General features: G+C 71.6%; 19 protein-coding genes. 6 read left to right on the forward strand and 13 right to left on the reverse strand.

The window, feature by feature from the left end:
* Positions 1-83: 83 nt before the first annotated feature.
* Positions 84-3269, forward strand: a complete 3186-nt coding sequence (gene lacZ, locus ACZ7DY_RS12980) for a beta-galactosidase, LacZ type (protein ID WP_471133790.1) — start codon at positions 84-86, stop codon at positions 3267-3269.
* Between the two features lie 7 nt (positions 3270-3276).
* On the opposite strand, the gene ACZ7DY_RS12985 is transcribed toward lacZ, so the two are convergent.
* The 11 genes from ACZ7DY_RS12985 to iolC form a co-directional block, all read right to left on the reverse strand.
* Complete coding sequence (locus ACZ7DY_RS12985; RefSeq protein ID WP_471133793.1) at positions 3277-4143, reverse strand: ABC transporter permease; 867 nt, start codon at positions 4141-4143, stop codon at positions 3277-3279.
* A complete protein-coding gene (locus tag ACZ7DY_RS12990; protein ID WP_471133796.1) occupies positions 4140-6797 on the reverse strand; it encodes an alpha/beta fold hydrolase in 2658 nt (885 codons plus the stop codon). The genes ACZ7DY_RS12985 and ACZ7DY_RS12990 overlap by 4 nt, the downstream gene beginning before the upstream one ends.
* 57 nt (positions 6798-6854) lie before the next feature.
* The gene (locus ACZ7DY_RS12995) at positions 6855-8279 is read right to left on the reverse strand and encodes an APC family permease (protein WP_471133799.1); all 1425 of its coding nucleotides are present in this window, start codon (positions 8277-8279) and stop codon (positions 6855-6857) included.
* Between the two features lie 400 nt (positions 8280-8679).
* Complete coding sequence (locus tag ACZ7DY_RS13000; RefSeq protein ID WP_471133801.1) at positions 8680-9024, reverse strand: 5-carboxymethyl-2-hydroxymuconate Delta-isomerase; 345 nt, start codon at positions 9022-9024, stop codon at positions 8680-8682.
* Between the two features lie 66 nt (positions 9025-9090).
* Positions 9091-9489, reverse strand: a complete 399-nt coding sequence (locus ACZ7DY_RS13005; RefSeq protein WP_471133804.1) for a VOC family protein — start codon at positions 9487-9489, stop codon at positions 9091-9093.
* 36 nt (positions 9490-9525) lie between these two features.
* Positions 9526-9936 carry a VOC family protein gene (locus tag ACZ7DY_RS13010; RefSeq protein ID WP_471133807.1) on the reverse strand — a complete coding sequence of 137 codons (411 nt, stop codon included), beginning with the start codon at positions 9934-9936 and terminating at the stop codon, positions 9526-9528.
* A gap of 145 nt (positions 9937-10081) precedes the next feature.
* Positions 10082-11584, reverse strand: coding sequence for a CoA-acylating methylmalonate-semialdehyde dehydrogenase (gene mmsA / locus ACZ7DY_RS13015; protein ID WP_471133809.1), 1503 nt, complete (start codon positions 11582-11584; stop codon positions 10082-10084).
* 17 nt (positions 11585-11601) lie between these two features.
* On the reverse strand, positions 11602-13491 hold the full coding sequence (iolD, locus tag ACZ7DY_RS13020; protein ID WP_471133812.1) for a 3D-(3,5/4)-trihydroxycyclohexane-1,2-dione acylhydrolase (decyclizing): 1890 nt from the start codon (positions 13489-13491) through the stop codon (positions 11602-11604).
* Positions 13488-14300: a 5-deoxy-glucuronate isomerase gene (gene iolB / locus ACZ7DY_RS13025; RefSeq protein WP_471133814.1), complete on the reverse strand. Its 813-nt coding sequence runs from the start codon at positions 14298-14300 to the stop codon at positions 13488-13490. The genes iolD and iolB overlap by 4 nt, the downstream gene beginning before the upstream one ends.
* 39 nt (positions 14301-14339) lie before the next feature.
* Complete coding sequence (locus ACZ7DY_RS13030) at positions 14340-15218, reverse strand: Cgl0159 family (beta/alpha)8-fold protein (protein ID WP_471133817.1); 879 nt, start codon at positions 15216-15218, stop codon at positions 14340-14342.
* Between the two features lie 294 nt (positions 15219-15512).
* A complete protein-coding gene (gene iolC / locus ACZ7DY_RS13035; RefSeq protein ID WP_471133820.1) occupies positions 15513-16469 on the reverse strand; it encodes a 5-dehydro-2-deoxygluconokinase in 957 nt (318 codons plus the stop codon).
* Between the two features lie 141 nt (positions 16470-16610).
* Here iolC and ACZ7DY_RS13040 point away from each other — a divergent pair, with 141 nt between their 5' ends.
* From ACZ7DY_RS13040 to ACZ7DY_RS13055, 4 genes are all read left to right on the forward strand, one after another.
* Complete coding sequence (locus ACZ7DY_RS13040) at positions 16611-17510, forward strand: sugar phosphate isomerase/epimerase family protein (RefSeq protein WP_471133822.1); 900 nt, start codon at positions 16611-16613, stop codon at positions 17508-17510.
* Between the two features lie 240 nt (positions 17511-17750).
* Complete coding sequence (locus tag ACZ7DY_RS13045) at positions 17751-17948, forward strand: MerR family transcriptional regulator (RefSeq protein ID WP_467669408.1); 198 nt, start codon at positions 17751-17753, stop codon at positions 17946-17948.
* A 150-nt stretch (positions 17949-18098) separates the two neighbouring features.
* A complete protein-coding gene (locus ACZ7DY_RS13050; RefSeq protein ID WP_471133825.1) occupies positions 18099-18419 on the forward strand; it encodes a heavy-metal-associated domain-containing protein in 321 nt (106 codons plus the stop codon).
* Positions 18420-18539: 120 nt separating this feature from the next.
* Positions 18540-20828, forward strand: a complete 2289-nt coding sequence (locus tag ACZ7DY_RS13055) for a heavy metal translocating P-type ATPase (protein ID WP_471133828.1) — start codon at positions 18540-18542, stop codon at positions 20826-20828.
* Positions 20829-21251: 423 nt separating this feature from the next.
* Here ACZ7DY_RS13055 and ACZ7DY_RS13060 read toward each other — a convergent pair whose 3' ends face one another.
* Positions 21252-22550, reverse strand: a complete 1299-nt coding sequence (locus ACZ7DY_RS13060) for a citrate synthase (RefSeq protein ID WP_190415400.1) — start codon at positions 22548-22550, stop codon at positions 21252-21254.
* Between the two features lie 133 nt (positions 22551-22683).
* Positions 22684-24987: an SF1B family DNA helicase RecD2 gene (recD2, locus tag ACZ7DY_RS13065; protein ID WP_471133831.1), complete on the reverse strand. Its 2304-nt coding sequence runs from the start codon at positions 24985-24987 to the stop codon at positions 22684-22686.
* A gap of 307 nt (positions 24988-25294) precedes the next feature.
* On the opposite strand from recD2, the gene ACZ7DY_RS13070 reads away from it, so the two are divergent.
* Positions 25295-25831, forward strand: a complete 537-nt coding sequence (locus tag ACZ7DY_RS13070) for a DUF937 domain-containing protein (protein ID WP_471133834.1) — start codon at positions 25295-25297, stop codon at positions 25829-25831.
* Positions 25832-25868 lie beyond the last annotated feature (37 nt).

Genomic DNA, 25868 nt, shown 5'->3' on the forward strand with positions numbered 1-25868 from the left:
CCCGTTGAGCGCGGGCCTCTTGCGCGCTGAGCGAGTGCGTCGGATGCTGATGGTTCTTGTTGCCTTACGTTCGGAGTTGCCGTATGAGCCGTCCGAGCCGCCGGTCCTTCCTCGCCTCCGGTACCGCGCTCGCGGGCTGGGCCGCCTTCGCCGCGCAGAAGCAGGCCTTCGCCGCGAGCGGCGTAGGACCCCGCGGCGCGGCCAGGGCGCCCGAGTGGGACGCCGACCCCCGCGTCTTCCAGGTCAACAGAGAACCCGCCCGCACCCGCCTCATCCCGTATGCCTCCACCGCCGACGCGCTGCGCGGCGACCTCACGAAGTCCCCCTACTACCGCTCCCTGAACGGGCGTTGGGCCTTCCACTGGGCCCGCAACCCCGGACAGCGGCCGACCGGCTTCGAGGCCGACGCGTACGACGTGAGCGGCTGGGACCGGATCACTGTGCCCTCCAACTGGGAGATCGAGGGGTACGAGCACCCGATCTACCTCAACATCCGGTATCCGTGGGAGGGGTACGAGCAGCCCGACTTCCCCGACGTGCCCAAGGAGTTCAACCCCGTCGGCTCCTACCGCCGCCCCTTCACCGTGCCGCGCGGCTGGCACGGACGCCGCACGCTGCTCTCCTTCCAGGGCGTGAAGTCCGCCTTCTTCGTCTGGGTCAACGGCGAGAAGGTCGGGTACAGCGAGGACAGCTACACGCCCGCCGAGTTCGACATCACCGAGCGGCTGCGGCCGGGCGGCAACACCCTCGCCGTGGAGGTCTACCGCTGGTCCGACGGCAGCTGGCTCGAGGACCAGGACATGATCGACCTGTCCGGGATCTTCCGGGACGTGTACGTGTACTCGGTGCCCGGCACGCACGTGCACGACCTCGGGGTGCGGACCGACCTGGACGCGGAGTTCCGGGACGCCGTCCTGTCCGTGACGACCGTCGTACGCGACGCCGGAGGCAGCGGCGGCGCGGGCGGGCTCCGGATCGACGCGGTGCTGCACGACGCCGAGGGGCGGCCCGTGCCCGGCGCCGGACTGACCGGTGAGTCCGAGCCCGACCGGCCCCTCACCCTGAAGACCACCGTCAGGAGACCGGCGCTCTGGTCCGCCGAACAGCCGCACCTCTACACCCTCGTCGTCACCCTGCGGGACGGCTCCGGCAAGACCCTGGAGGTGCACCGGACGCGGGTCGGCTTCCGTCAAGTGGACGTCGGGCCCGGGAAGTTCACCGTCAACGGCCGGCCCGTGATGCTGCGCGGCACCAACCGCCACGAGTCTCACCCCGACCACGGGCAGGCCGTCCCCGAGTCGGTGATGCTCCAGGACGTCCTGCTCATGAAGCGGCACAACATCAACGCCGTCCGCACCTCGCACTACCCCAACCACCCGCACTGGCTGGACCTCTGCGACGAGTACGGCCTGTATGTCGTCGACGAGACGAACCTGGAGACGCACGGCGTGCGCGACCGCCTGCCCGGGTCGCTGCCCGAGTGGACGGACGCCTGCGTGGACCGGCTGCGGTCGATGGTCGAGCGGGACAAGAACCACCCGAGCGTGATCGTCTGGTCGCTCGGCAACGAGGCGGGCCAGGGCAACACCTTCAAGGCCATGGCGGACTGGGTGCACGCACGCGACGACTCGCGTCCCGTGCACTACGAGGGCATGAACTCCGTCGCCGACGTGCACAGCGAGATGTACACCAAGCCCGCCGACGTCGAGAAGTACGGCAGGTCGGGCGCGTCCAAGCCGTTCATGCTCTGCGAGTACACGCACGCCATGGGCAACAGCAACGGCAACCTGCCGGAGTACTGGGAGATCTTCGAGAAGTACCCGAACCTGCACGGCGGCTTCGTCTGGGACTGGGTCGACCAGAACATCCGGCGCCCCATACCCGGCGACCGGCGGCACTCCTACCTGTCGTACGGCGGCGACTGGACGCCCGGCTACCCCACCGACTCCAACTTCAGCTGCAACGGCCTCGTCGCCTCGACCCGCGCCCTCCACCCCGGACTCCAGGAGATCAAGAAGGTCTACCAACCGGCGTCCTTCACCGCGGCCGACCTCGGCTCCGGTTCCGTGCGGATCGGCAACAAGCACCTCTTCAGCGGCCTGGACGCGTACGAGCTGCGGTGGGCCGTGACCCGCGACGGCGAGGAGATCCAGCACGGGACGCTGGAGGCGCCGCGGGTGGCCCCCGGCGCCTCGGGGACCCTGCGCGTCCCCTACCGGAAGCCCGCGCGTCCCGAACCCGGCGCCGAGTACTGGCTGAACCTCGCCCTCGTGCTGCGGAAGGAGACCGGTTGGGCCCCGGCCGGGCACACCGTCGCCGCCGGACAGCTCGCCCTCGACTGGCACGCGCCGGCGCCCGCCGACCCGGCACCCGGCTCCCTGCCCCGCCTCGAACTGGCCGAGGACGACAAGGAGGTGCGGGTCACCGGCCGGCACGTCGAGGCCGTCCTCTCCAAGGCGACCGGCACCCTCTCCTCGTACGAGGTGAAGGGGCGGCCGCTGCTCACCGGCGGGCCCGTGCCGAACTTCTGGCGCGCCCCCACCGACAACGACATCGGCCGCGGCTACCAGAAACAGGCCGCGACCTGGCGCGACGCGGGCGCCAAGGCGGAGATCACCGGGGTCCGGGCGGCCAGGACCGCTCCCGGCGAGGTCACCGTCGAGGTGAGCGCCACGCTGCCGACCTCCCCGCACCCCTGCGACTGGCACACCGTGTTCACCGTGCGCGGCGACGGCGAGGTCCGGGTGCGGCACACCCTGAAGGCACCGGCGGGCCTGCCCGACCTGCCCCTGGTGGGGGTCCTGCTGGCCGTGCCCGCCGGGCACGAACGGCTCGACTGGTACGGGCGCGGGCCGCACGAGAACTACCGGGACCGCAACTCCGCCGCGTTCGTGGGCCGTTACCGCTCCACCGTGGACGACCAGGTCGCCCCGTACGTCCGGCCGCAGCAGACCGGCAACATGACCGACGTACGGCGGTGCACGGTCGCCGACCGGTCGGGGCAGGGCCTCACGGTGCTGGCCGACCCCGCCGACGGCGAACCGTTCCTGGAGATCAGCGCCCTGCACCACACGCCGTTCGACCTGGACGGGCCGCGCCACCCGCACGAGGTGAGGCGGCGGGCGGAGACCGTCCTCGGCGTCAACCACCGGCAGATGGGCGTAGGCGGCAACGACTCGTGGGGCGCCCCGCCGCTGGAGCCGTACCTGCTGCACGCGGGACGCACGTACACGTACGCCTACCGGCTGCGGGCCGCGGAGCGCCAGTAGCCCGGCCTCAGCTGACGATGTCCTTGCGGGCGAACCCCCGGAACGCCAGCGCGAACAGCACCAGCGCGTACGTCACCGACACCGCCGAGCCCTGGATCATGCCGGCCCACTCGGGCTGCGGCTGGATGGCGTCGGCCCAGGCGAACTGCCAGTGCGCGGGCAGGAAGTCGCGCCAGCCACCGAGCGCCGTCACCGCGTCGAGGACGTTGCCGACGATCGTCAGTCCGACCGCGCCGCCCACCGCGCCGAGCGGGGCGTCGGTCCTCGTCGACAGCCAGAACGCGAGGCCACCGGTGACCAGTTGGGAGACGAAGATGTACGCGACGACGACCAGGAGCCGCTGGGCGGCCGTGCCCGCGGGCAGCTGCCCGCCGGTCGGGATCTCCAGCGGCCCCCAGCCGTACGCCGCCGTGCCGACCACGACCGCGACGAGCGGCAGCAGCACCAGCGCGGCGGCGCTCAGACCGAGGGCGACGGCCATCTTCGACCAGAGCAGACGGGCCCGCGGCACGGGCGCGGCGAGCAGATAGCGCAGCGAGGACCAGCTCGCCTCGGAGGCGACGGTGTCCCCGAAGAACAGGGCCACCGGGATCACCAGCAGGAAGCCCGCCGACACGAAGAGGCAGGTGGCCGCGAAGTTGGCGCCGGACGCGGTGGCGGTGTCCATCAGCGTCACGTTGCCGTTGCGGGAGCCCGGTGAGCCACCCGCGACGGCGAACGCGATGATCAGGACGACCGGGAGGAGCGCCATGATGGCGCCCATCACCAGCGTGCGGCGCCGCTTCAGCTGGCGCACCGCCTCCACCCGCAGGGGCAGGGTGCGGCCGGCGCGGTAGCCGGGCGCGGTGGGCCGCTCCAGCGTGGGGGCGCTCATGCGGTGCCTCCGATCAGGGTCAGGAACGCGTCTTCGAGACGGCGGTGCGGGCCCATGGACTCCACGGGCACGTCCAGGCGCACCAGTTCGGGCAGCAGCCGTGCGGCGCTCGTCTGCCCGGTGCCGTCGAGCCGGACGAGCAGGCCGCCGTCCGCGCGGACCGCGGAGGCGACGCCGGGCAGCGCGGCGACCTTCTCGACCAGCGGATCGGGGATCTCCGCGGCGAGGCCGACGAGCAGCGTGTCGCCGGAGCCCACGATGTCGGCGACCGGTCCGGCCTGGACGAGCCGGCCGCGGTCCATGACGACCAGGTGCGTGCAGGACTGCTCGACCTCGGCGAGGAGGTGGCTGGAGACGATGACGGTGCGGCCGCCGCGCGCGTACCGGATCATGACGTCGCGCATCTCGCGGATCTGCGGCGGGTCGAGGCCGTTGGTCGGCTCGTCGAGGATGAGCAGGTCCGGCAGGCCGAGCATGGCCTGGGCGATGGCGAGGCGCTGGCGCATGCCCTGCGAGTAGGTGCGCACGGCGCGGGCCAGGGCGTCGCCGAGCCCGGCGATCTCCAGCGCCTCGTCCAGGTGGGCGTCCTCGGCGGGGCGGCCGGTCGCCTTCCAGTACAGCTCCAGGTTCTCGCGGCCGGAGAGGTGCGGCAGGAATCCGGCGCCCTCGACGAACGCGCCGACCCGGGAGAGGACGGGCGCGCCGGGGCGGATGGCCCGGCCGAAGACGCGGATCTCGCCCGCGTCGGGGCGGATGAGGCCCATCAGCATGCGCAGGGTGGTGGTCTTGCCCGCGCCGTTGGGTCCGAGGAGGCCGAGGACCTGGCCCTTCTCGACGGTGAAGGAGACGTCGCGGACGGCGTACCGGTCGCTGGACCTGGCGTACCGCTTGCTCAATCCGGTGATGTGGAGCGGCACTTCGGCGAGGTCCGGGTCGGGCGCGGGGGCGGTGGTGCGGCGGCGCGCGGTGACGAGCAGGCCGAGGGCGAGCAGGGCGCCGGTGGCCGGCAGCCACCACACCCAGGAGGGCAGCGGCGCGGCGGCGGTCTCGACGCCGGGCGCCGTCGGCACCTTCAGGTCGCCCTTGAGGGAGACGGTGTACGTGGCGGGGCGGGCAGGCGAGGCGAAGCCGAGGTCGGTCGAGGCGATGACCAGGCGCAGGCGGTGGCCCTTCTGCACCTCGTGGTCGACGGCGGGCATCCGCAGGGTGACGTCCTTGCCGCGTCCCGCGCCCTCGACGCGGACCGGGGAGACGAGCTGGGAGGGCAGCACCTGCTGTTTGCCGCCGGGGCCGACGTCGTAGACCTTCGTGAAGAGCACCGCGTCGTCGGTCGAGGACTTCACGTGTGCCCGGACCGTCGGCGTGCCGGTGACGCGCAGGTCCTTGCCGAGCGGCGCGGAGTCGTACCGCGCGTTCTGGCCGGGGAAGTCGACGGAGACGCCGACGCCGAGGGAGGCGAACTGGGAGAGCCGGCCGCCGCCGGTGCCGGGCAGGCCGGAGATGGCGGGCGGGTTGCCGCCCGCCGGGTTGGCGAAGCTCTGCTCGCGGCCGCGCAGCGGGACCGGGCGCAGGCCGCTCTCCAGGCCCGGATACGCGTCGCCGGATGCGCCCCGCTTGCGGGCCGCGCCGTCGGTGGAGTCGACACCTCCGGTGCGGGTGATCCGGAACGCGGGGCCGGTGTCGGTGGTCTTGTCGCCCTTGAGGTAGCGGTCGAACCAGGCGTTGACGCGTCCTTCGACGCGGTCCCTCTCGCGGTCGCCGCCGTCGTGGCCGCCGGCGATCCAGTCGACGGAGACGGGCGCGTGGTTGGCGCGGACGGCCCGGGCGATGGCGTCGCCCTGGGTGAGCGGGAAGAGCGAGTCGGTCTGGCCCTGGGCGAGGTACATGGGCACCTTGATGCGGTCGCCGACGGCGACCGGGCTGCGCTCGGTGAGCAGTTCGCGCGCGGCGGCGTCCGGCCTGCCGGCCTCGGCGATCCGCTCGTACATGGCGCACAGCCGCTTCTCGAACCGGTCGCAGCCGCCGCCGGTGTTGACGAACAGGCCGGCCCACAGCTTCTTGAAGACGCCGTCGGGGAACAGCGCGTCCGCGAGGTTCCAGTAGGTGATCTGCGGGGCGATCGCGTCCACCCGCCGGTCGTACCCGGCGGTGAGCAGCGAGACCGCGCCCGCGTAGGAGGCGCCGGTGATGCCGACGCGCGGGTCGCCTTCCTTGTCGAGCCGCACCTCGGGGCGGGTGGCCAGCCAGTCGATCAGCTTGGAGACGTCGGCGACCTCGCCCTTGGGGTCGTTGAGCCCGATCTTGCCGGTGGACCTGCCGAAGCTGCGCGCGGACCACGTCAGGACCGCGTACCCGTCGGCGGCGAGGTCCTCCGCCTGTGCGCGCACGTCGTTCTTGCTGCCGCCGAAGCCGTGGCCGATGAGGACGGCGGGGCGCTTGGTGTGCGGGTCGCCCGCCGTGAAGTACGAGGTGTCGATCCGGGCGCCGCCGGTGTCGACCATGCGGTCCACGCGGTGCACGGCGGGGGCGTCGTCCGAGGCGGCCGCCGTCCAGGTGCCCACCCCGGCGAGCACCACGACGGCGGCCGCGGCGGCGAGCAGCCTGCGCGGACCGCGCGGCACGGGGAACCTGGCCCTGGGCAGTCGTAGATCCATGCCGTCAAAGGTACGGGCGCGGGACGCGGGGCCGGGGCGGGGGTCGGGGCCCCGGGGTCAGTCGTCGAGACCGTCGCAGTCCACCGTGACCAGCCAGCGCGTCTCGCGGCGCGGGCGCAGGTACAGCGCCCAGTACAGGGTCGCGACGACCACGATGGAGCCGGTCCACACGAGGTACTGGGTCTCCTGCCGGCTCAGCACGTACGCGAGGACCGCGATCAGCACCACGGGCACCGCGGGCCACAGCGGCATCCGCCAGGCCGAGCCGTGGCCGTGCGATCCGCGCCGGGCGAGCAGCGCGGCGACCGCCACCAGCAGGTACATGCCGGTCACGGAGACGCCGGTCACGCCGTACAGCGTGTCCAGGTTGACGAAGCACAGGAGCGCGCCGGGGATGCCCACGAGGAGCGTGGCGGCCCAGGGGGCGCCGGTTCCGCCGAGCTTCGACAGGGCCTTGTTGACCGGGGTGGGCCAGGCCCTGTCCCGGGCGGAGGCGAACAGGACGCGGGAGTTCTGGATGACCATGACGATGCCCGCGTTGATGATGGCGAGGGCCACGCAGAGGCTGACGAAGGTGCCGACCGCCGAGTTGGACCAGGCCGTCACCATGGCGCTGATGTCGCCCTCGGACAGGGCGGTGAGGCTCTCGGCGCCCATGGTGATCGCGACGACGGGGACCAGGATGATCACGGTGGAGATGGCGAGGGTCGCGAGGACGGTGCGGGCGACGTTGCGGCGCGGGTTCTCCAGCTCCTCGGAGAGGTAGACGGCCGTCGAGAAGCCCTGGGTGACGAAGAGGGCGACGGCGAGGCCGGAGACGATCAGCATCGCCGTGACGGTGTCGACGCCGCCGGGTCCGGAGCCCGCCACCGACAGGTCCGCCAGGCTGCCCGCGCCCCGCTCGGCGTGGGTGAAGCCGAGGACGGCCACGACGCCGGCCGCGATCACCTCGAGGACCAGGAAGATGCCGGTGATCCAGGCGTTGGCGCGCAGGTCGAGCAGGCCCGCGAGGGTGGCGAGGATCATGACGCCGGCGCCCGCGTAGGAGGGGTCGAGGTGGATGACCGGGGCCAGGTAGTCGGCCGTACCCATGGCGATCACGGGCGGCACGATCATCACGACCAGCAGCGAGAGGACGAAGACCAGCCAGCCGGCGAGGCGTCCCGCCATGGTGGAGACCATCGCGTACTCGCCGCCCGCGCTGGGGATGAGGGTGCCCAGCTCCGAGTAGCAGAACGCGACGCCGACGCAGAGCAGCGAGCCGATCGCGATGGTGAGCGCGGTGGCGGTGCCGAGCGAGGAGAAGAGGTCGGGGACGACGACGAAGAGGGTGGAGGCGGGCGTCACGCACGAGAGCGTGAGGAGGGTGCCGCCGACGACGCCGATGGAACGCTTGAGCTTCTGGGGGTCCCCGGGGACGGCTACCGGTGCCGGGGGCTCCCCGGTGGTGGCGGACTGGAGTGGGCGAAGCGTGTCGGTCATGGAGCAGCGGTTCCGATCGACTCGTGTGGCAGGAGTACGGCGGGAGCGCTATCGCCTCCGAAGGCTGTTGAGCTGGTGTTTCGGTGGCTCCCGGCGCGTCATCGAACCCCGGCGGCAACCGGAACGTCAACGGTCCTTTACCTACGGAATCCGCAGCCGCGAAGATCCCCAAGTTGCCTGGCTTTCCCAAGAGTTTGCTCCTTGGGGTCGCAATGAACATGCCCGTCTCGGATATGACCTTGATATTGCAGGCGGATGAACGGAGCCGCATTAGGTGCCCGAATTGCACCCTGTGCACGGGAACCGCAAGGACGGCGTCAAAAAAGAATCGGATCCGTCCGGTATCCGGACGACACCCCTCCACATTCAGTCACGGGGCGGCTCCGCTCAGTGCGGCCGCTCAGTGCGTCGGATGGAGCCGGTAGGAGGGGTCGAGGTCGCGCACCTCTACTGAGTACGTCGCGCCCTCGACCCCCGAGAGGTGCTTGCACAGCAGCGCGAGGACGTCGTCGGAGAGCCCGGCCTTCACGGCGGGCCCGCGCCCCGGAAGGAGGCCCACGGTGACATGGACGAAGGGCGCCGCCGCGCGCCCGTCCACGAAGGCCGCCGCCGAGCGGCAGAAGCTCTTGCCGACGCCGACCGAGTCCACCCGCTCCACGACCAGGGGATGCAGCTCCGCCACGAGGGCGGGCAGATCCAGGACGCCGGACAGGGTCTCGGCGTAGTCGATGTCGATGTGCGGCATGCTCACGGCCTTCCATGTAGTGCACACACATCGTAGAACGGTGAACCAACGGCGGAGCCCCCGGACCTAAGAGGCCACCGGCGGGTGGGACGCCGTGCCTCCCACCTGCTGCGCCGGCTCACGGCCGACGTATTCGTACACGCCCCCGTGAGGGTGCCGCAGCACGGCTCGGTGGCCGTTGGGGGTGGGCTGCACCGGCATCACCACGGTGGCACCGGCCGCGACGGCTTCCCCGACGGCGGCAACCAGGTCTGAGACCGGCAGAGTGGCACTCACTCGGGCCACCCTGTGCACTGCTTCGTCCGGACCGCAGAACAGCAGGAAGGGCCCGACGCTCGCCAGGCGTACACCGGCGAAGTCGAAGCGGGTGGCCGTCCGGCCGGTCAACCGCTCGTAGAAGGGGACGGCCGCCTCCAGGTCGTCGACGCGCTGTCGCGTGACCACTGAGTCGATCGTTGTCGGCATGCTGGAACACCTCGTCCGTCAGCGTCGGATTGTGGGTCAGTCGGCGTCGGGAAGCTGCCAGGCCGCGCGCTGGCGCAGCGAGATCCGGTTGCCGTCCGGGTCCACTGCCTCGGCGCGGATCCCGTATCCGTAGTCCTCCGGTTCGGGCTTGTCGAACGTCACACCGCGGTCGCGGAACACCTCGAAGTCCGCGCGCAGGTCGTCCGATTCGAGGAAGACCGGACCCGGTGTGGTGCCCGGCCGCAGCTCGGCGGGGTGCCCCGCAGCCGCGGCGTGCGGCCAGAGGATGATCTCGAGGGGGCTGCCGGGGACGCCCACCGTGAGGAAGCGCCCCTCAGGACCCGCGTGGTCGACGCGCTTCTCCAGACCGAGCTTTTCCGTGTAGAAACCCAGCGCCCGCTCCTGATCGGTGACGTAGAGCGTCACGTACATGATGTTCGTCAGCATTGGTGCTCCTCCAGCTGGTACGCGGGCCTGTTCGGGCCCGTCATCACCCATGACGGAGCGGATGCGGGGAAGGTAACCACGCGTTCGGGCCGGGACGACGAAGCCCCCTGGTCAAGAGACCAGGGGGCAACTCGCGGGGAGCGGCTCAGTGGTTGCGCGGGAAGCCGAGGTCGACGCCGGACGGGGCGTCCGACGGGTCGGGCCAGCGCGTGGTGACGACCTTGCCGCGGGTGTAGAAGTGCGTGCCGTCGTTGCCGTAGATGTGGTGGTCGCCGAAGAGCGAGTCCTTCCAGCCGCCGAAGGAGTGGTAGCCCACCGGCACCGGGATCGGCACGTTGACGCCGACCATGCCCGCCTCGATCTCCAGCTGGAAGCGGCGGGCCGCGCCGCCGTCCCGGGTGAAGATGGCGGTGCCGTTGCCGAACGGCGAGGCGTTCATCAGCGCCACGCCCTCGTCGTACGTGTCGACGCGCAGCACGCACAGGACCGGGCCGAAGATCTCGTCCTGGTAGGCCTTGGCGGTGGTCGGGACGCGGTCGAGCAGGGAGAGGCCGATCCAGTGGCCGTTCTCGTGGCCCTCGACCGTGTGGCCGGTGCCGTCGAGGACGACCTCGCTCCCCTCGGCCGCGGCGCCCGTGACGTACGAGGCGACCTTGTCGCGGTGGGCGGCGGTGATGAGCGGGCCCATCTCGGAGGCCGGGTCGTTGCCGGGGCCGATCTTGATCTTCTCGGCACGCTCCTTGATCTTCGCGACGAGTTCGTCGCCGATCGCGCCGACCGCGACGACCGCCGAGATCGCCATGCAGCGCTCGCCCGCCGAGCCGTAGGCCGCGGAGACGGCCGCGTCGGCCGCCGCGTCCAGGTCGGCGTCGGGCAGGACCAGCATGTGGTTCTTGGCGCCGCCGAGGGCCTGGACGCGCTTGCCGTTGGCGGAGGCGGTCGCGTGGATGTGGCGGGCGATGGGGGTGGAGCCGACGAAGGAGACGGCCGCGACGTCCGGGTGCTCGAGGAGGCGGTCGACGGCCACCTTGTCGCCGTGCACGACGTTGAAGACGCCGTCCGGCAGACCGGCCTCGCTCAGGAGCTCGGCGATCTTCATCGAGGCGGACGGGTCCTTCTCGCTCGGCTTGAGCACGAAGGTGTTGCCGCACGCGATGGCCAGCGGGAACATCCACATCGGCACCATGGCCGGGAAGTTGAACGGCGTGATGCCGGCGACGACGCCGAGCGGCTGGCGGATCGAGGAGACGTCCACGCGGGAGGCGACCTCGGTCGACAGCTCGCCCTTCAGCTGCACCGTGATGCCGCAGGCCAGGTCGACGATCTCCAGGCCGCGGGCGACCTCGCCGAGCGCGTCGGAGTGCACCTTGCCGTGCTCGGCGACGATCAGCTCGGCGACCGCGTCGCGGTTGGCGTCGAGCAGCGCGCGGAACTTGAAGAGGATCGCGGTGCGCTTGGCGAGCGAGGAGGTGCCCCAGGTGGCGAAGGCCCCGCGGGCGGCGGCGACGGCGGCGTCCACCTCGTCCACCGACGCGAACGCGACCTGCGTCGTGACGGCGCCGGTCGCCGGGTCGGTGACCGGGCCGTACGTACCGGACGCGCCCTCGACGGCCTTCCCGCCGATCCAGTGATTGACGGTCTTCGTCATGACAAGCATCCCTACTCTCACAGGTGGCGGCGCCGGGCCCCGACGTGCCGGTCGTACTCTTCCCTGGCCTTGACCGCCGACTCCCGGGTCGCGGTCTCGGCCACGGGCACATCCCACCACGCCTGTGCCGGGGGCGGGCCCGACACTGTGTCTGCCGTTTCCGTCTCCACATAGACACATGTGGGCCGGTCTGCCCCGCGCGCCTCGCGCAGCGCCGCCCGCAGGTCACGCACGGTCTTGGCGCGCAGCACCCGCATGCCGAGCGAGGCCGCGTTCGCGGCGAGGTCGACGGGGAGCGGGCCCCCGGTGTACGTCCCGTCCGGCGCCCGGAAGCGGTACGCGGTGCCGAACCGCTCGCCACCCACGGACTCCGAGAGGCCGCCGATGGAGGCGTAGCCGTGGTTCTGCAGGATGACGACCTTGATCGGGATGTTCTCCTGGACGGCCGTGACGAGCTCGGTCGGATTCATCAGGTACGTGCCGTCGCCGACCAGCGCCCACACCGGCCGCCCGGGCTCGGCGAGCGCGACGCCGATGGCCGCGGGGATCTCGTATCCCATGCAGGAGTAGCCGTACTCGACGTGGTACTGGCGCGGCGACCGGGTCCGCCACAGCTTGTGCAGGTCGCCGGGGAGCGACCCGGCCGCGTTGATGACGACGTCCTCCTCGTCCACCAACTCGTCGAGCAGGCCCAGCACTTGGGTCTGCGTGGGCCTTATGTCCGGCTCTTCCGCCTGATAGGCGGCCTCCACCCGCTGCTCCCAGCGCTCCTTGTCGTCCGCGTACTCCACGGCGTAGGCGGGCTCGACGCGGTGGCCGCGCAGCGCCTGCCCGAGGGCTTCAAGGCCGGCGCGGGCGTCGGCGACCAGGGTGGTGGCCGCCAGCTTGTGGCCGTCGAAGGGGGCGATGTTGAGGTTGAGGAAGCGCACCCCGCTCGCCTCGAAGAGGGTGCCGGAGGCGGTGGTGAAGTCGCTGTAGCGGGTGCCGACGCCGATCACCAGGTCGGCGGTGCGGGCCAGTTCGTCGGCGGTGGCGGTGCCGGTGTGCCCGATGCCGCCGACGTCCGCCGGGTGGTCGTGGCGCAGGGAGCCCTTGCCCGCCTGGGTGGAGGCGACGGGGATCCGGGTGGCCTCGGCGAACTCCCGCAGGGCCTCCTCCGCGGCGCTGTGGTGGACGCCGCCGCCCGCGATGACCAGGGGGCGGCGGGCCGCGCGCACCGCGGCCGCGGCGGCGGCCACCTCGCGCGGGTCGGGGGCGGGCCTGCGGACGGTCCACACCCGCTCGGCGAAGAACTCCGCCGGCCAGTCGTACGCCTCGGCCTGCACGTCCTGCGGCAGCGCGAGCGTGACCGCGCCGGTCTCCACCGGGTCGGTGAGCACCCGCATGGCGGCGAGCGCGGCGGGGATCAGCGCCTCGGGCCGGGTGACGCGGTCGAAGTACCGCGACACCGGCCGCAGGCAGTCGTTGACCGACACGTCGCCCGCGTACGCCACTTCGAGCTGCTGGAGGACCGGGTCGGCGGGGCGCGTCGCGAAGGTGTCGCCGGGCAGCAGCAGGACGGGCAGCCGGTTGACGGTGGCGAGCGCGGCCCCGGTGACGAGGTTGGTGGCGCCGGGCCCGATGGAGGTGGTCACGGCGTGCGTGGAGAGCCGGCCGCTGTGGCGCGCGTACCCGACGGCGGCATGCACCATGGCCTGCTCGTTGCGTCCCTGGTGGAAGGGCATCTCGTCGGCGTGCTCCACGAGCGCCTGCCCGATGCCGGCCACGTTGCCGTGCCCGAAGATGCCCCAGGTCGCGCCGATCAGCCGCTGCCGGGTGCCGTCCCGCTCGGTGAACTGCCGGGACAGGAAGCGCACGAGCGCCTGCGCGGTGGTGAGCCTGACGCCGTCCTTGGGGGTCCCCGTCATCGATATCCCTCCGTGTGGTCGGGGTGGAAGCAGATCCGCCACTCCCTCTCCTCGCCCGGACCCGCCATCACATTCAGGTAGTACATCGCGTGGCCGGGCTGGGCGACCGACGGGCCGTGCCATCCGTCGGGCACCAGCACGGCGTCCCCGGTGCGGACCTCGGCGAGGACGTCGGTGCCACCCTCCCGGGACGGGAACACCCGCTGGTACCCCATTCCCTCACGGCCGCCTTGTGCCTCGATCTCGTAGTAGTAGACCTCTTCGAGCTCCGCCTCGACGCCCGGCCGGTGCTCGTCGTGCTTGTGCGGCGGGTACGAGGACCAGTTGCCGCCCGGCGTGATCACCTCGACGGCGATGAGCCGGTCGCAGGCGAAGGCGTCGGCCGACGCGAAGTTGCGCACCTCGCGGGCGCAGCCGCCGGTGCCGCGGCTCTCCACGGGTACCTCCGGCGCGGGGCCGTAGCGGGCGGGGAGTCGACGCTCGCACTCCGCTCCTGCCAGGGCGAAGCGGCCTCCCGCGCCGGAGGCGATCTGGATACGGGCATCGCGCGGCAGATAAGCGAAGTCCGAGACTCCGCTGAACACGCTCTCGCGGCCCCGCAGTTCGATGATCCCGTCTGTCGTCTGCACCGTACAGCCGCCGGTCAGCGGGAGCACGATCCATTCACTCCCGCCGGTGGCGAAGGAGTGCCGCCCGCCCGGCGCGAGTTCGAGGACGCGCAGGTGCGTGTAGGTCCACCCGGCCCGTGCCGGATCGATGGAGAGGGCGTACGGGCCGTCGGCCACGCTCCCTTTCGGTACGTACGTCATGTGGGCCTCCCAGGCCTGTCCGTCCCGTCGCCTGTCCCGCTAGAGCAGTCCCACGGCGGTGTCGACCGCCGCCGCCACGTCCCCGTCCGGCGGGTACAGCAGCGCCCTGCCCACGACGAGACCCTGCACGGTGGGCAGTTGCAAGGCGCCGCGCCACTTCTCGTACGCACCGTCCTGATCTGTCCCGACGTCGCCGCCGAGGAGCACGGCGGGCAGCGTCGAGGTCTCCATCACGCGGGCCATGTCGTCGGGGTCGTCGGTGACGGGCACCTTCAGCCAGGTGTACGCGGAGGTGCCGGCGAGCCCGGAGGCGATGGCGATGGACCGGATGACGGCCTCGGCGCCCAGGTCGTTGCGGGGCGGCCCAGGGCCGTCCCTGCGGGTCAGGAACGGCTCGACGAAGACCGGAAGACCGCGTCCGGCCATCGCGTCGACGACGCGGGCGGCCGAGTGCAGGGTGGTCAGCGACCCCGGGTCGGAGTAGTCGACGCGCAGCAGCAGCTTGCCCGCGTCGAAGCCGAGCCGTTCGATGTCCTCGGGCCGGTGGCCGGTGAAGCGGTCGTCCATCTCGAAGGCGGCCCCGGCGAGACCGCCGCGGTTCATCGAGCCCATGACGACCTTGCCGTCCAGGGCGCCCAGGAGCAACAGGTCGTCGAGGACGTCGGCACTGGCGAGGACCCCGTCGACCCCGGGCCGCGACAGGGCGAGGCAGAGCCGTTCGAGGAGGTCGCGCCGGTTGGCCATGGCGAGGGGCGCGTCCCCGACGCCGAGGGAGCCGCGGGCGGGGTGGTCGGCGGCGACGATCATGAGCCGCCCGCTCCCTTGGACCAACGGCCTCCGCCGCCGCCGCGCGGCGGCCTCGGCGATGGCCTCGGGACACCGAGCCCGAGTCCGCACAAGAGCCCCGACATCAACCACGACTCACCCCACGCACAACAGACCCACCCGGCAGAGATTCCAGCCTCTCCGGCGCGACTCCCGCCCCATACGCAACGGGCCGGCCCGGCAGGGATTTCAGCCCCTCCGGCGTTTGAGGAGCGGGGTCCGGGGCGGCGCCCCGAGGACGGCGACCCCGTGCGGCGGCAGGCGTCACGTGACGGCTCCCACGCCCACCACAGAGCCGGCCCGGCAGGGATTTCAGCCCCTCCGGCGTTTGAGGAGCGGGGTCCGGGGCGGCGCCCCGGGGACGGCGACCCCGTGCGGCGCGCGGATTCACGTGACGGCACCCTTCTCCACCGCCGAGGCGACCTCGCCAGGAAAAGGCATGGCGGACGAGCACTCCAGCCGCGAGGCCACGATCGCCCCCGCCGCGTTGGCGTACCGCATGATCCGTTCCAGATCCCAGCCCGCGAGCAGCCCGTGGCAGAGCGCGCCGCCGAACGCGTCCCCGGCGCCGAGGCCGTTGAGGACGTGCACCGGCAGCGGCGGCACCTGCGCCGCCTCGCCCGCGCGGTTCATCGCGAGTACGCCGCCGGGACCCTGCTTGACGACGGCCAGCCCGACGCCGGCGTCGAGCAACGCCCGCGCCGCCGCGAGCGGTTCGCGCTCCCCGGTGGCGATCTCCACCTCGTCGAGGTTGCCGACGGCGACGGTGGCGTGCGCGAGGGCGGCGGCGTAGTGGGGCCGCGCCCGCTCCGGGTCGTCCCAGAACATCGGCCGCCAGTCGAGGTCGAAGACCGTGACCCCGCCGGCCGGCCGCGCCCCGAGCGCGGCCAGCGTCGCCGACCTGCTCGGCTCCGCGCAGAGCCCCGTGCCCGTCATCCAGAAGATCCGCGCCGCCGCGATGGCGTCGAGGTCGAGTTCGCTCTCGTGGATCTCCAGGTCGGGCGCTTTCGGCAGCCGGTAGAAGTACAGCGGGAAGTCGTCCGGCGGGAAGATCTCGCAGAACGTCACCGGTGTCGGCAGGCCCGCGACCGGAGTCACCCAGCGGTCGTCGACGCCGAACTCCCGCAGCGCGCCGTGCAGGTAGGCGCCGAAGGGGTCCTCGCCGGTGCGCGTGATGACGGCGGCGCGGCGCCCGAGCCGGGCCGCGGCCACCGCGACGTTGCTGGCGGAGCCGCCGAGAAACTTCCCGAACGCGCTCACCTCGGCGAGGGGAACCCCCACCTGCAAGGGGTACAGGTCCACCCCGATCCGGCCCATCGTGATGACGTCGTACGGACCGGTCACCCTGCACGCCCCTTCGTCGCGTTCATGTGACGTTCGTGTGACCCCAGGTCTAATCCCGCGCCGGGAACCCTGTCAACATTTTGTCCTTACATTCGGACGACTGCTTGACACCCTTCCGAGACGGCCTGGAGTCTGGCCGGTATGACGACGCTGTCTCGCATCCGGATCGGCTCGGCACCCGACTCCTGGGGCGTGTGGTTCCCCGACGACCCGCGGCAGGTGCCCTGGCGCCGCTTCCTCGACGAGGTCGCGGAGTGCGGATACGAGTGGATCGAGCTCGGCCCGTACGGCTATCTCCCCACCGACCCGGCCGAACTGGCGGCGGAGACGGCCCGCCGCGGCCTCAAGGTGTCCGCGGGCACCGTCTTCACGGGCCTGCACCACGGGCCGGCCGTCTGGGAGAAAACCTGGGCCCACGTCGCGGACAACGCCGCGCTCGCGCAGGCCGTGGGCGCCGGACACCTCGTCGTCATCCCCTCCTTCTGGCGCGACGACAAGACCGGTGAGGTCCTGGAGGACCGCGTCCTGACGCCCGCACAATGGCGCGAACTGACCACCCAGACCGAGCGTCTCGCCCACGAGGTCCGCGAGCGGTACGGGCTGCGCGTCGTGGTCCACCCGCACGCGGACACCCACATCGACACCGAGGAGAACGTCACCCGCTTCCTCGACGCCACCGACCCGGACCTCGTCTCGCTCTGCCTGGACACCGGCCACTACGCCTACTGCGGCGGCGACAGCGTCAAGCTCATCGAGACGTACGGCGAACGCATCGGCTATCTGCACCTCAAGCAGGTCGACCCGGAGATCCTCGCCGAGGTGCGCGCCCAAGAGGTGCCGTTCGGGCCCGCGGTGGCGCGCGGTGTGATGTGCGAGCCGCCCGCCGGCGTGCCCGCGCTTGAGCCCGTGCTCGCCGCCGCCCAGAAGCTGGGTGTGGAGCTCTTCGCCATCGTGGAGCAGGACATGTACCCGTGCGCGCCGGACCGGCCACTGCCCATCGCCCGCCGCACCCGCTCCTTCCTGCGCTCCTGCGGCGCCTGACGGGCGCCCGCACGCCGGGGCGATGCGCCTTCGTGATGCGTCTCTTCCGTCACAAACACCCCTTTCCTGTCACACATGTCTCGTGTACGCGGGTCTTGCGTAACAGGCGGTCGACAGCCGCCCCCATGCGGTCACTCAGCGTCGTTCACCGGGCACAGGCTGAGTGATCGCCACGCGCCGCGCCCAGCTCCCCCGTCGGCCTCTCCGGCCGCCCTGGGCGCGCGCAGGGAGGTGCCACTGATGACCGACCGCAGGCTCTGGTCGTACAAGGAGATCGCCGCGCACATCCGTGTGCAGCCCGACACCGTGCGCTCCTACCGCAAGCACGGTCTGCTCCCCGACCCCGATCACGTGGAGGGCGGCAAGCCCTACTGGTACGCGGACACCATCCGCGCCTGGGTCGCCGCCCGGCCCGGCAACCGGGGACGCAGAGACTGAGCGCGGCGGCCCGCCCGGAGCGGCCCCACCCCGTTGAGACGTACCCCCTAGGGGTATAGTGTCGGGTGTGTCAGGAGGACACCGGGACTCCGGGGCCCCCTCCTGCACGCCACGCCGCATACGTACACACCCCTCCCCGAGGAGAACGACATGAGCGCCCAGACCGAGCTCCCGCAGGCCGCGTCCGAGTCGACCGGCTCCTGCTGCTCCCCCAGCGGTTCCTGCCACTCCGGCGCCGCCGAGACGCCGCAGGGCGCCGTCACCACCGTGTACCGGGTGACCGGCATGACCTGTGGGCACTGCGAGGGCGCCGTCTCCGCGGAGATCTCGGAGATCGCGGGCGTCAGCTCCGTCAAGGCGGTCGCCGCCACCGGGCAGGTGACGGTGGTCTCCGAGGCCCCGCTGGACGAGGCCGCGGTGCGCGCCGCCGTCGACGAGGCGGGCTACGAGCTCGCCGGCGTCGAGGCCTGAGGTCCACCCCGGCCGCGACGTCTGACCGGCGGCCCGCCGGGTACCCCGGGCCCTGTGGTGCCGACACCGGCACCACAGGGCCCGCAGCCGTTCCACCCCCGGAAGTAGTACGAAAGAGTCATGACGGAAGTCGCCAGCGCCCCGCCCGAGGCCGACACCGAGCTGCATGAGGTCGAACTCGCCGTCGGCGGAATGACCTGCGCCTCCTGCTCGTCCCGCATCGAGAAGAAGCTGAACCGCATGGAGGGCGTGACCGCCACGGTCAACCTCGCGACGGAGAAGGCGAAGGTCGCGTACGCCGACGGGGTCGAGGTCGCCCAGCTCATCGCCCTCGTCGAGAAGCTGGGTTATACCGCGGAGGAGATCGTCCCGCCCCCGCCGGAACCGGAGGACGGGTCCGCGGCCCCCACCACCGCCGACATCACCGAGCCCGACACCCTGCGGCAGCGCCTGACCGTCTCCGCGCTCCTCGCCCTGCCCGTCGCGCTCCTCGCGATGGTCCCCGCCCTCCAGTTCGACTACTGGCAGTGGCTCTCGCTCACCCTCGCCGCGCCCGTCGTCGTCTGGGGCGGCCTCCCCTTCCACCGGGCGGCCTTCACCAACCTGCGGCACGGGGCCGCGACGATGGACACCCTCGTCTCCATCGGCACGCTCGCCGCCTTCGGCTGGTCGCTGTGGGCGCTGTTCGCCGGGGACGCCGGGATGCCCGGGATGCGGCACGGCTTCGACCTCACCGCCTCGCCCGGCGACGGCGCCTCCACCATCTACCTCGAAGTCGCCGCGGGCGTCGTCACCTTCATCCTGCTCGGCCGCTGGCTGGAGGCCCGCTCCAAGCGCACGGCGGGCTCGGCGCTGCGCGCCCTGCTGGAGCTGGGCGCCAAGGACGTGGCGGTGCTGCGGGACGGCACCGAGACGCGGGTGCCGGTCGGGCGGCTGGCCGTCGGGGACCGCTTCGTCGTCCGTCCCGGCGAGACCGTCGCGGCCGACGGCACCGTCGTCGAGGGCGCCTCCGCGGTCGACGCCTCGATGCTGACCGGCGAGTCCGTGCCCGTGGACGTGGCCGCCGGTGCCGCCGTGACCGGTGGCACCGTCAACGTCGCCGGGCGGCTCGTGGTCCGGGCGACGCGGGTCGGCTCGGACACCTCGCTGGCGCGGATGGCGCGGCTCGTGGAGGACGCCCAGACCGGCAAGGCCCGGGTACAGCGGCTCGCCGACCGGATCGCCGGGGTCTTCGTGCCCGTCGTCCTGCTCATCGCGACCGGCACGCTCGGCGGCTGGCTGGGCGCCACCGGTGACGCGACCGCCGCGTTCACCGCCGCCGTCGCCGTACTGATCATCGCCTGCCCGTGCGCTCTCGGGCTCGCCACCCCGACCGCCCTCATGGTCGGCACCGGCCGCGGCGCCCAGCTCGGCATCCTCATCAAGGGCCCGGAGGTCCTGGAGTCCACCCGCCGCGTCGACACGATCGTCCTGGACAAGACCGGCACCGTCACCACCGGGCGCATGGAACTCATGGAGGCGCACGTCGTCGGGGACACCGACGAGAAGCGCCTCCTTCGGCTCGCGGGCGCCCTGGAGCACGCCTCGGAGCACCCCGTCGCGCGGGCCGTCGCGGCGGGCGCCGCCGGCCGTCTCGGGATCGCCGTCGGGGAGCTGCCGGTGCCCGAGCGGTTCGAGAACGTCGCCGGGTCCGGGGTGCGCGGCACCGTGGACGGGCACGAGGTGCTCGCCGGCCGCGAACGGCTCCTCGCGGCGGCCAGGGTGACGGGCCTGGAGGCGGTGGCGGGGCTGCGGGACGAGGCGGAGGCCGCGGGGCGCACCGCGGTCCTGGTCGCCTGGGACGGCGCCGCCCGCGGTGTCCTGACCGTCGCGGACGCCCTGAAGGAGACCAGTCCCGATGCGGTGCGCGAGCTGCGCGCGCTCGGGCTCGCCCCGGTGCTGCTCACCGGTGACAACAAGGCGGTCGCCGCGTCGGTGGCCGATGCGGTGGGCATCGACCGGGACGCCGTGTTCGCGGAGGTCCTGCCGCAGGACAAGGTCGATGTCGTACGGCGGTTGCAGGGCGAGGGCAAGGTCGTGGCGATGGTCGGGGACGGCGTGAACGACGCGGCCGCGCTCGCCACCGCCGATCTCGGCCTGGCGATGGGCACCGGCACGGACGCGGCGATCGAGGCGAGCGATCTGACGCTCGTGCGCGGGGACTTGCGGGTCGCGGCCGACGCCATCAGGCTCTCCCGGAAGACCCTCGCCACCATCAAGGGCAATCTCTTCTGGGCCTTCGGCTACAACGTCGCCGCGCTGCCGCTCGCCGCCGCCGGTCTGCTCAACCCGATGATCGCGGGTGCCGCGATGGCGTTCTCGTCGGTGTTCGTGGTGACGAACAGCCTGCGGCTGCGGACGTTCTCATGACCCCTTCACGAGGTCGTTTCAGTATCCACACACCTGTCACAGGATCCCCATATGGGGGGTCTTGCGCCCGTACGCGACATATGCAAGAGACGCAGATCACAGCGATCGGGACGTAACCATTGAGGGGGGTCGCGAGTCTAATGGTGCGATGCAGGAAGATGTCTTGGGGGACGTCTTCCGACATCGGAGGACATCTTGGGGGATGTTCTCTGGAATTGCGTTGCCGGGGCACGTGCACCGGGGAGCTTTGAGCGGCCCTCCCGATACGTACGCGTCCCGGCAGACCGCAGGGCAGCCACAGACGCCCGGCCGGATCCCGTGGGGGGAATCCGCACCGGGAAAAAGGGAAGCGCCCCGACCGTCGACCCGTGGGGGGATCGACGGCGGGGCGCTTTCCGCTTTGTGCGCGGCGGCCCGGGAGGGTCAGCGGCCCTCGACCGGGACGAAGTCCCGGAGAACCTCGCCCGTGTAGATCTGGCGCGGGCGGCCGATGCGCGAACCCGGCTCCTTGATCATCTCGTGCCACTGCGCGATCCAGCCGGGCAGCCGGCCGAGCGCGAAGAGCACGGTGAACATCTCGGTCGGGAAGCCCATGGCCCGGTAGATCAGGCCGGTGTAGAAGTCCACGTTCGGGTAGAGCTTGCGCTCGACGAAGTAGTCGTCGGCCAGCGCGTGCTCCTCCAGCTTCAGCGCGATGTCGAGCAGCTCGTCGGACTTGCCGAGCGCCGAGAGGACGTCGTGCGCCGCCGCCTTGATGATCTTCGCCCGGGGGTCGAAGTTCTTGTAGACGCGGTGCCCGAAGCCCATGAGCTTCACGCCGTCTTCCTTGTTCTTCACCTTGCGGATGAAGGTGTCGACGTCGCCGCCGGAGGCCTGGATGCCCTCCAGCATCTCCAGGACGGACTGGTTGGCGCCGCCGTGCAGCGGGCCCCACAGGGCCGAGATGCCGGCGGAGATCGAGGCGAACATGTTCGCCTGCGAGGAGCCGACCAGACGCACGGTGGAGGTCGAACAGTTCTGCTCGTGGTCCGCGTGCAGGATCAGGAGCTTGTCGAGCGCGTTGACCACGACCGGGTCCAGCTCGTACTCGGCGGCGGGCACCGAGAAGGTCATGCGCAGGAAGTTCTCGACGTAGCCGAGGTCGTTGCGCGGGTAGACGACCGGGTGGCCCTGCGACTTCTTGTACGCGTAGGCGGCGATCGTCGGAAGCTTGGCGAGCAGGCGGATCGTCGAGAGGTGGCGCTGCTTCTCGTCGAACGGGTTGTGGCTGTCCTGGTAGAACGTGGACAGGGCGCTGACCACCGACGACAGCATCGCCATCGGGTGCGCGTCGCGCGGGAAGCCGTCGTAGAACCGCTTGACGTCCTCGTGCAGCAGGGTGTGCTGCGTGATCTCGTTCTTGAAGGTGGCCAGCTCGTCGACCTTCGGCAGCTCGCCGTTGATCAGGAGGTACGCCACCTCGGTGAAGGTGGAGCGCTCGGCCAGCTGCTCGATCGGGTAGCCGCGGTACCGGAGGATGCCCTGCTCACCGTCGAGATAGGTGATGGCGGATTTATAGGCGGCGGTGTTGCCGTAGCCGCTGTCCAGGGTCACCAGACCGGTCTGGGCACGGAGCTTCCCGATGTCGAAGCCCTTGTCGCCCACGGTCGACTCGATCACCGGGTAGGTGTACTCGTCGTCGCCGTACCGCAGTACTACACCGTTGTTAGCGTTCTCGCTCACGTCATCCCTCACCGACGTTGTGCCTCTTCTTCGAGGTGCCCTGACTGTCTCTACCATCCCCCATTTGGCCCTGGAGAGTGCACTCGGGGTCGACCATTGGGCCTATTGGCGGCACTCAGTGCCGCCAACCTGCTCATCCTGCCCCCTTCGCCCTGGTTCCGGAAGTGCTGTGTGACGTTTCCGACTCGTTTGATCGATCAAATCTTCCGGGGCCCGTTCCGCGGCGGCCGGAAAGCCTGAAATCCAGTGCCGTACAGCGCCTGCCCGCGGAGACCGTGCGTACGGCCTGCCCCAGAGCCTTGCGCGAACCGACCAGGACGACCAGCCTCTTGGCGCGTGTCACGGCCGTGTAGAGCAGATTCCGCTGCAGCATCATCCACGCCCCGGTGGTGACCGGGATCACCACCGCCGGATATTCGCTGCCCTGGGAGCGGTGGATCGTCACGGCATAGGCGTGCGCCAGCTCGTCCAGTTCGTCGAAGTCGTACGGGACTTCCTCGTCCTCGTCGGTGCGGACGGTGAGCCGCTGCTCGTCGGGGTCGAGGGCGGTGACGACGCCCACCGTGCCGTTGAAGACGCCGTTCTGTCCCTTGTCGTAGTTGTTGCGGATCTGGGTGACCTTGTCGCCGACGCGGAAGACCCGGCCGCCGAACCGCTTCTCGGGCAGGCCGGGCCTGGCGGGCGTGATGGCCTGCTGGAGGAGGCCGTTGAGGTTCCCCGCGCCGGCCGGGCCGCGGTGCATGGGCGCGAGGACCTGCACGTCGCGGCGCGGGTCGAGGCCGAACTTCTTCGGGATGCGGTGCGCGGCGACGTCCACCGTCACGCGGCCCGCGTCCTCGGTCTCCTCCTCGACGAAGAGGAAGAAGTCCTTCATGCCCTGGGTGATGGGCGGGATGCCGGAGTTGATGCGGTGGGCGTTGGTGACGACGCCCGACTCCTGGGCCTGCCGGAAGATGCGGGTGAGGCGGACGGCGGGGATCGGGCCGCCGTCGGCGAGCAGGTCCCGCAGCACCTCGCCGGCGCCGACGCTGGGCAGCTGGTCCACGTCGCCGACGAAGAGCAGGTGGGCGCCGGGCGGGACGGCCTTGACCAGCTTGTTGGCGAGGAGCAGGTCGAGCATGGAGGCCTCGTCGACGACGACCAGATCGGCGTCGAGCGGCCGCTCCTTGTCGTACGCCGCGTCGCCGCCCGGTTTCAGTTCGAGCAGGCGGTGCACGGTGGAGGCCTCGGCGCCGGTGAGCTCGGCGAGGCGCTTGGCGGCGCGTCCGGTGGGGGCGGCGAGGACGACCTTGGCCTTCTTGGCGCGGGCCAGCTCGACGACGGAGCGGACCGTGAAGGACTTGCCGCAGCCGGGCCCGCCGGTCAGGACGGCGACCTTCTGGGTCAGCGCGAGCTTGACCGCCTCCTCCTGCTCGGGCGCGAGCTCCGCCCCGGTGCGCGCCGAGAGCCAGGCGAGGGCCTTGTCCCAGGCGACGTCCCGGAAGGCGGGCATGCGGTCGTCGCCGGTCTTCAACAGGCGCAACAGCTGGCCGGCCAGGGAGAGTTCGGCACGGTGGAAGGGGACGAGGTAGACGGCGGCGATGTCGTCGCCGCCGTCCGGGTCGGGGAGCGTCTCGCGGACGACGCCCTCCTCCTCGCCGGCCAGTTCGGCGAGGCAGTCGATGACGAGGCCCGTGTCGACCTGGAGCAGCTTCACCGCGTCGGCGATGAGGCGCTCCTCGGGGAGATAGCAGTTGCCCTGGTCGGTGGATTGCGAAAGGGCGTACTGGAGACCGGCCTTGACGCGCTCGGGGCTGTCGTGCGGGATGCCGACGGACCGGGCGATGCGGTCCGCGGTGAGGAAGCCGATGCCCCAGACGTCGGCGGCGAGGCGATACGGCTCGTTCTTCACGACGGAGATCGACGCGTCGCCGTACTTCTTGTAGATGCGCACGGCGATGGAGGTGGAGACGCCGACCCCTTGGAGGAAGACCATGACCTCCTTGATGGCCTTCTGCTCCTCCCAGGCGGCGGCGATCATCTTGGTCCGCTTGGGGCCGAGGCCGGGCACTTCCACCAGCCGCTTCGGCTCGGTCTCGATGATGTCGAGGGTGTCCACGCCGAAGTGCGTGGTGATCCGGTCGGCCATCACCGGGCCGATGCCCTTGATGAGGCCCGAGCCGAGATAGCGGCGGATGCCCTGGATGGTGGCGGGCAGCACCGTCGTGTAGTTCTCGACGGTGAACTGCTTGCCGTACTGCGGGTGGGAGCCCCAGCGGCCCTGCATCCGCAGGCTCTCGCCGACCTGCGCGCCGAGCAGCGCGCCGACGACGGTGAGCAGGTCGCCGCCGCGGCCGGTGTCGACGCGCGCGACGGTGTATCCCGTTTCCTCGTTGGCGTACGTGATGCGCTCGAGGACTCCCTCGAGCACTGCCGTCGCCACAGCTGGACTCGCCATGATCCGACGCTACCGTCCGGCACCGACAGCGCGGCGGGCCTGTGGACGACTTCCGCGCCGCGTGCGCGGCGGCCGCGGAACTTCGAAGGGGCCCGGTCCATGGACCGGGCCCCTTCGTTTCCCTCCCCTGTCAGAACTCGCGATCCCCCCGGATCCCCCGGATCCCCCCAGATCCTGGTTCCCCCCTCAGCAGCCCTGACGCCATGTACGACACGCCTGGTGCCCGAAGGGTTGCACCGCGTGGCGAGATTTTTTTCCGGACGCCTTCCAGGTGCCGGCAAAGCGGGGCAGACGTAGCGTTTGACGCATGAGCGATGAATCCCAGTCCTTCGAGCGGGACGTCCTGGACGAGCTCGGCGACGACAAGCTCCAAGAGATCGCCGGCCTGCTCGGCACGGACGCGTCCGGTGCCCAGGACGTCGTGGGCACCACGGTGTCCGCGCTCTCCGGGAACCTCCAGGACAAGGCGGCCACCGACGACCCCGCGGAGGCCGAAGAGGTACGGCAGGCCATCGCGGAGGTCGGCGACGCGCCCGCCCCGGAGCAGGCGCCCCTCCAGGGGGTGGCCGCGTTCGGCGGGTTGGGCGGTCTGGCGGCCGGCGGGATGATGTCCGGCGTGCTCGCGAAGATGAGCAGGCCCGTGGCGAACGCGGTCTCCAAGAAGACCGGCATTCCCGCCCCGACGGTCACCCGCGTCATCGAGATGCTCATCCCGGTCGTCCTCGCCGTGCTCTCCAAGCGCGCGGCGGGCACCAGGGGATCCGGCGGCGCGCCCAAGTCCTCCGCCTCCCCCTCCGGCGGCCTCGGTGACCTGCTGGGCCAGATCCTCGGCGGCAAGAAGTAGGCCGCCCCTCCGGCCCGCGCGGGCGTACGGCACGCGT

It is taken from the genome of Streptomyces sp. NPDC037013 (assembly GCF_055607265.1).

Bases quoted from the DNA above. Each gene is read 5' to 3' on its own strand.
- lacZ (WP_471133790.1), top strand. From the start codon at position 84: ATGAGCCGTCCGAGCCGCCGGTCCTTCCTCGCCTCCGGTACCGCGCTC.
- ACZ7DY_RS12985 (WP_471133793.1), bottom strand. From the start codon at position 4,143: ATGAGCGCCCCCACGCTGGAGCGGCCCACCGCGCCCGGCTACCGCGCC.
- ACZ7DY_RS12990 (WP_471133796.1), bottom strand. From the start codon at position 6,797: ATGGATCTACGACTGCCCAGGGCCAGGTTCCCCGTGCCGCGCGGTCCG.
- ACZ7DY_RS12995 (WP_471133799.1), bottom strand. From the start codon at position 8,279: ATGACCGACACGCTTCGCCCACTCCAGTCCGCCACCACCGGGGAGCCC.
- ACZ7DY_RS13000 (WP_471133801.1), bottom strand. From the start codon at position 9,024: ATGCCGCACATCGACATCGACTACGCCGAGACCCTGTCCGGCGTCCTG.
- ACZ7DY_RS13005 (WP_471133804.1), bottom strand. From the start codon at position 9,489: ATGCCGACAACGATCGACTCAGTGGTCACGCGACAGCGCGTCGACGAC.
- ACZ7DY_RS13010 (WP_471133807.1), bottom strand. From the start codon at position 9,936: ATGCTGACGAACATCATGTACGTGACGCTCTACGTCACCGATCAGGAG.
- mmsA (WP_471133809.1), bottom strand. From the start codon at position 11,584: ATGACGAAGACCGTCAATCACTGGATCGGCGGGAAGGCCGTCGAGGGC.
- iolD (WP_471133812.1), bottom strand. From the start codon at position 13,491: ATGACGGGGACCCCCAAGGACGGCGTCAGGCTCACCACCGCGCAGGCG.
- iolB (WP_471133814.1), bottom strand. From the start codon at position 14,300: ATGACGTACGTACCGAAAGGGAGCGTGGCCGACGGCCCGTACGCCCTC.
- ACZ7DY_RS13040 (WP_471133822.1), top strand. From the start codon at position 16,611: ATGACGACGCTGTCTCGCATCCGGATCGGCTCGGCACCCGACTCCTGG.
- ACZ7DY_RS13045 (WP_467669408.1), top strand. From the start codon at position 17,751: ATGACCGACCGCAGGCTCTGGTCGTACAAGGAGATCGCCGCGCACATC.
- ACZ7DY_RS13050 (WP_471133825.1), top strand. From the start codon at position 18,099: ATGAGCGCCCAGACCGAGCTCCCGCAGGCCGCGTCCGAGTCGACCGGC.
- ACZ7DY_RS13055 (WP_471133828.1), top strand. From the start codon at position 18,540: ATGACGGAAGTCGCCAGCGCCCCGCCCGAGGCCGACACCGAGCTGCAT.
- recD2 (WP_471133831.1), bottom strand. From the start codon at position 24,987: ATGGCGAGTCCAGCTGTGGCGACGGCAGTGCTCGAGGGAGTCCTCGAG.
- ACZ7DY_RS13070 (WP_471133834.1), top strand. From the start codon at position 25,295: ATGAGCGATGAATCCCAGTCCTTCGAGCGGGACGTCCTGGACGAGCTC.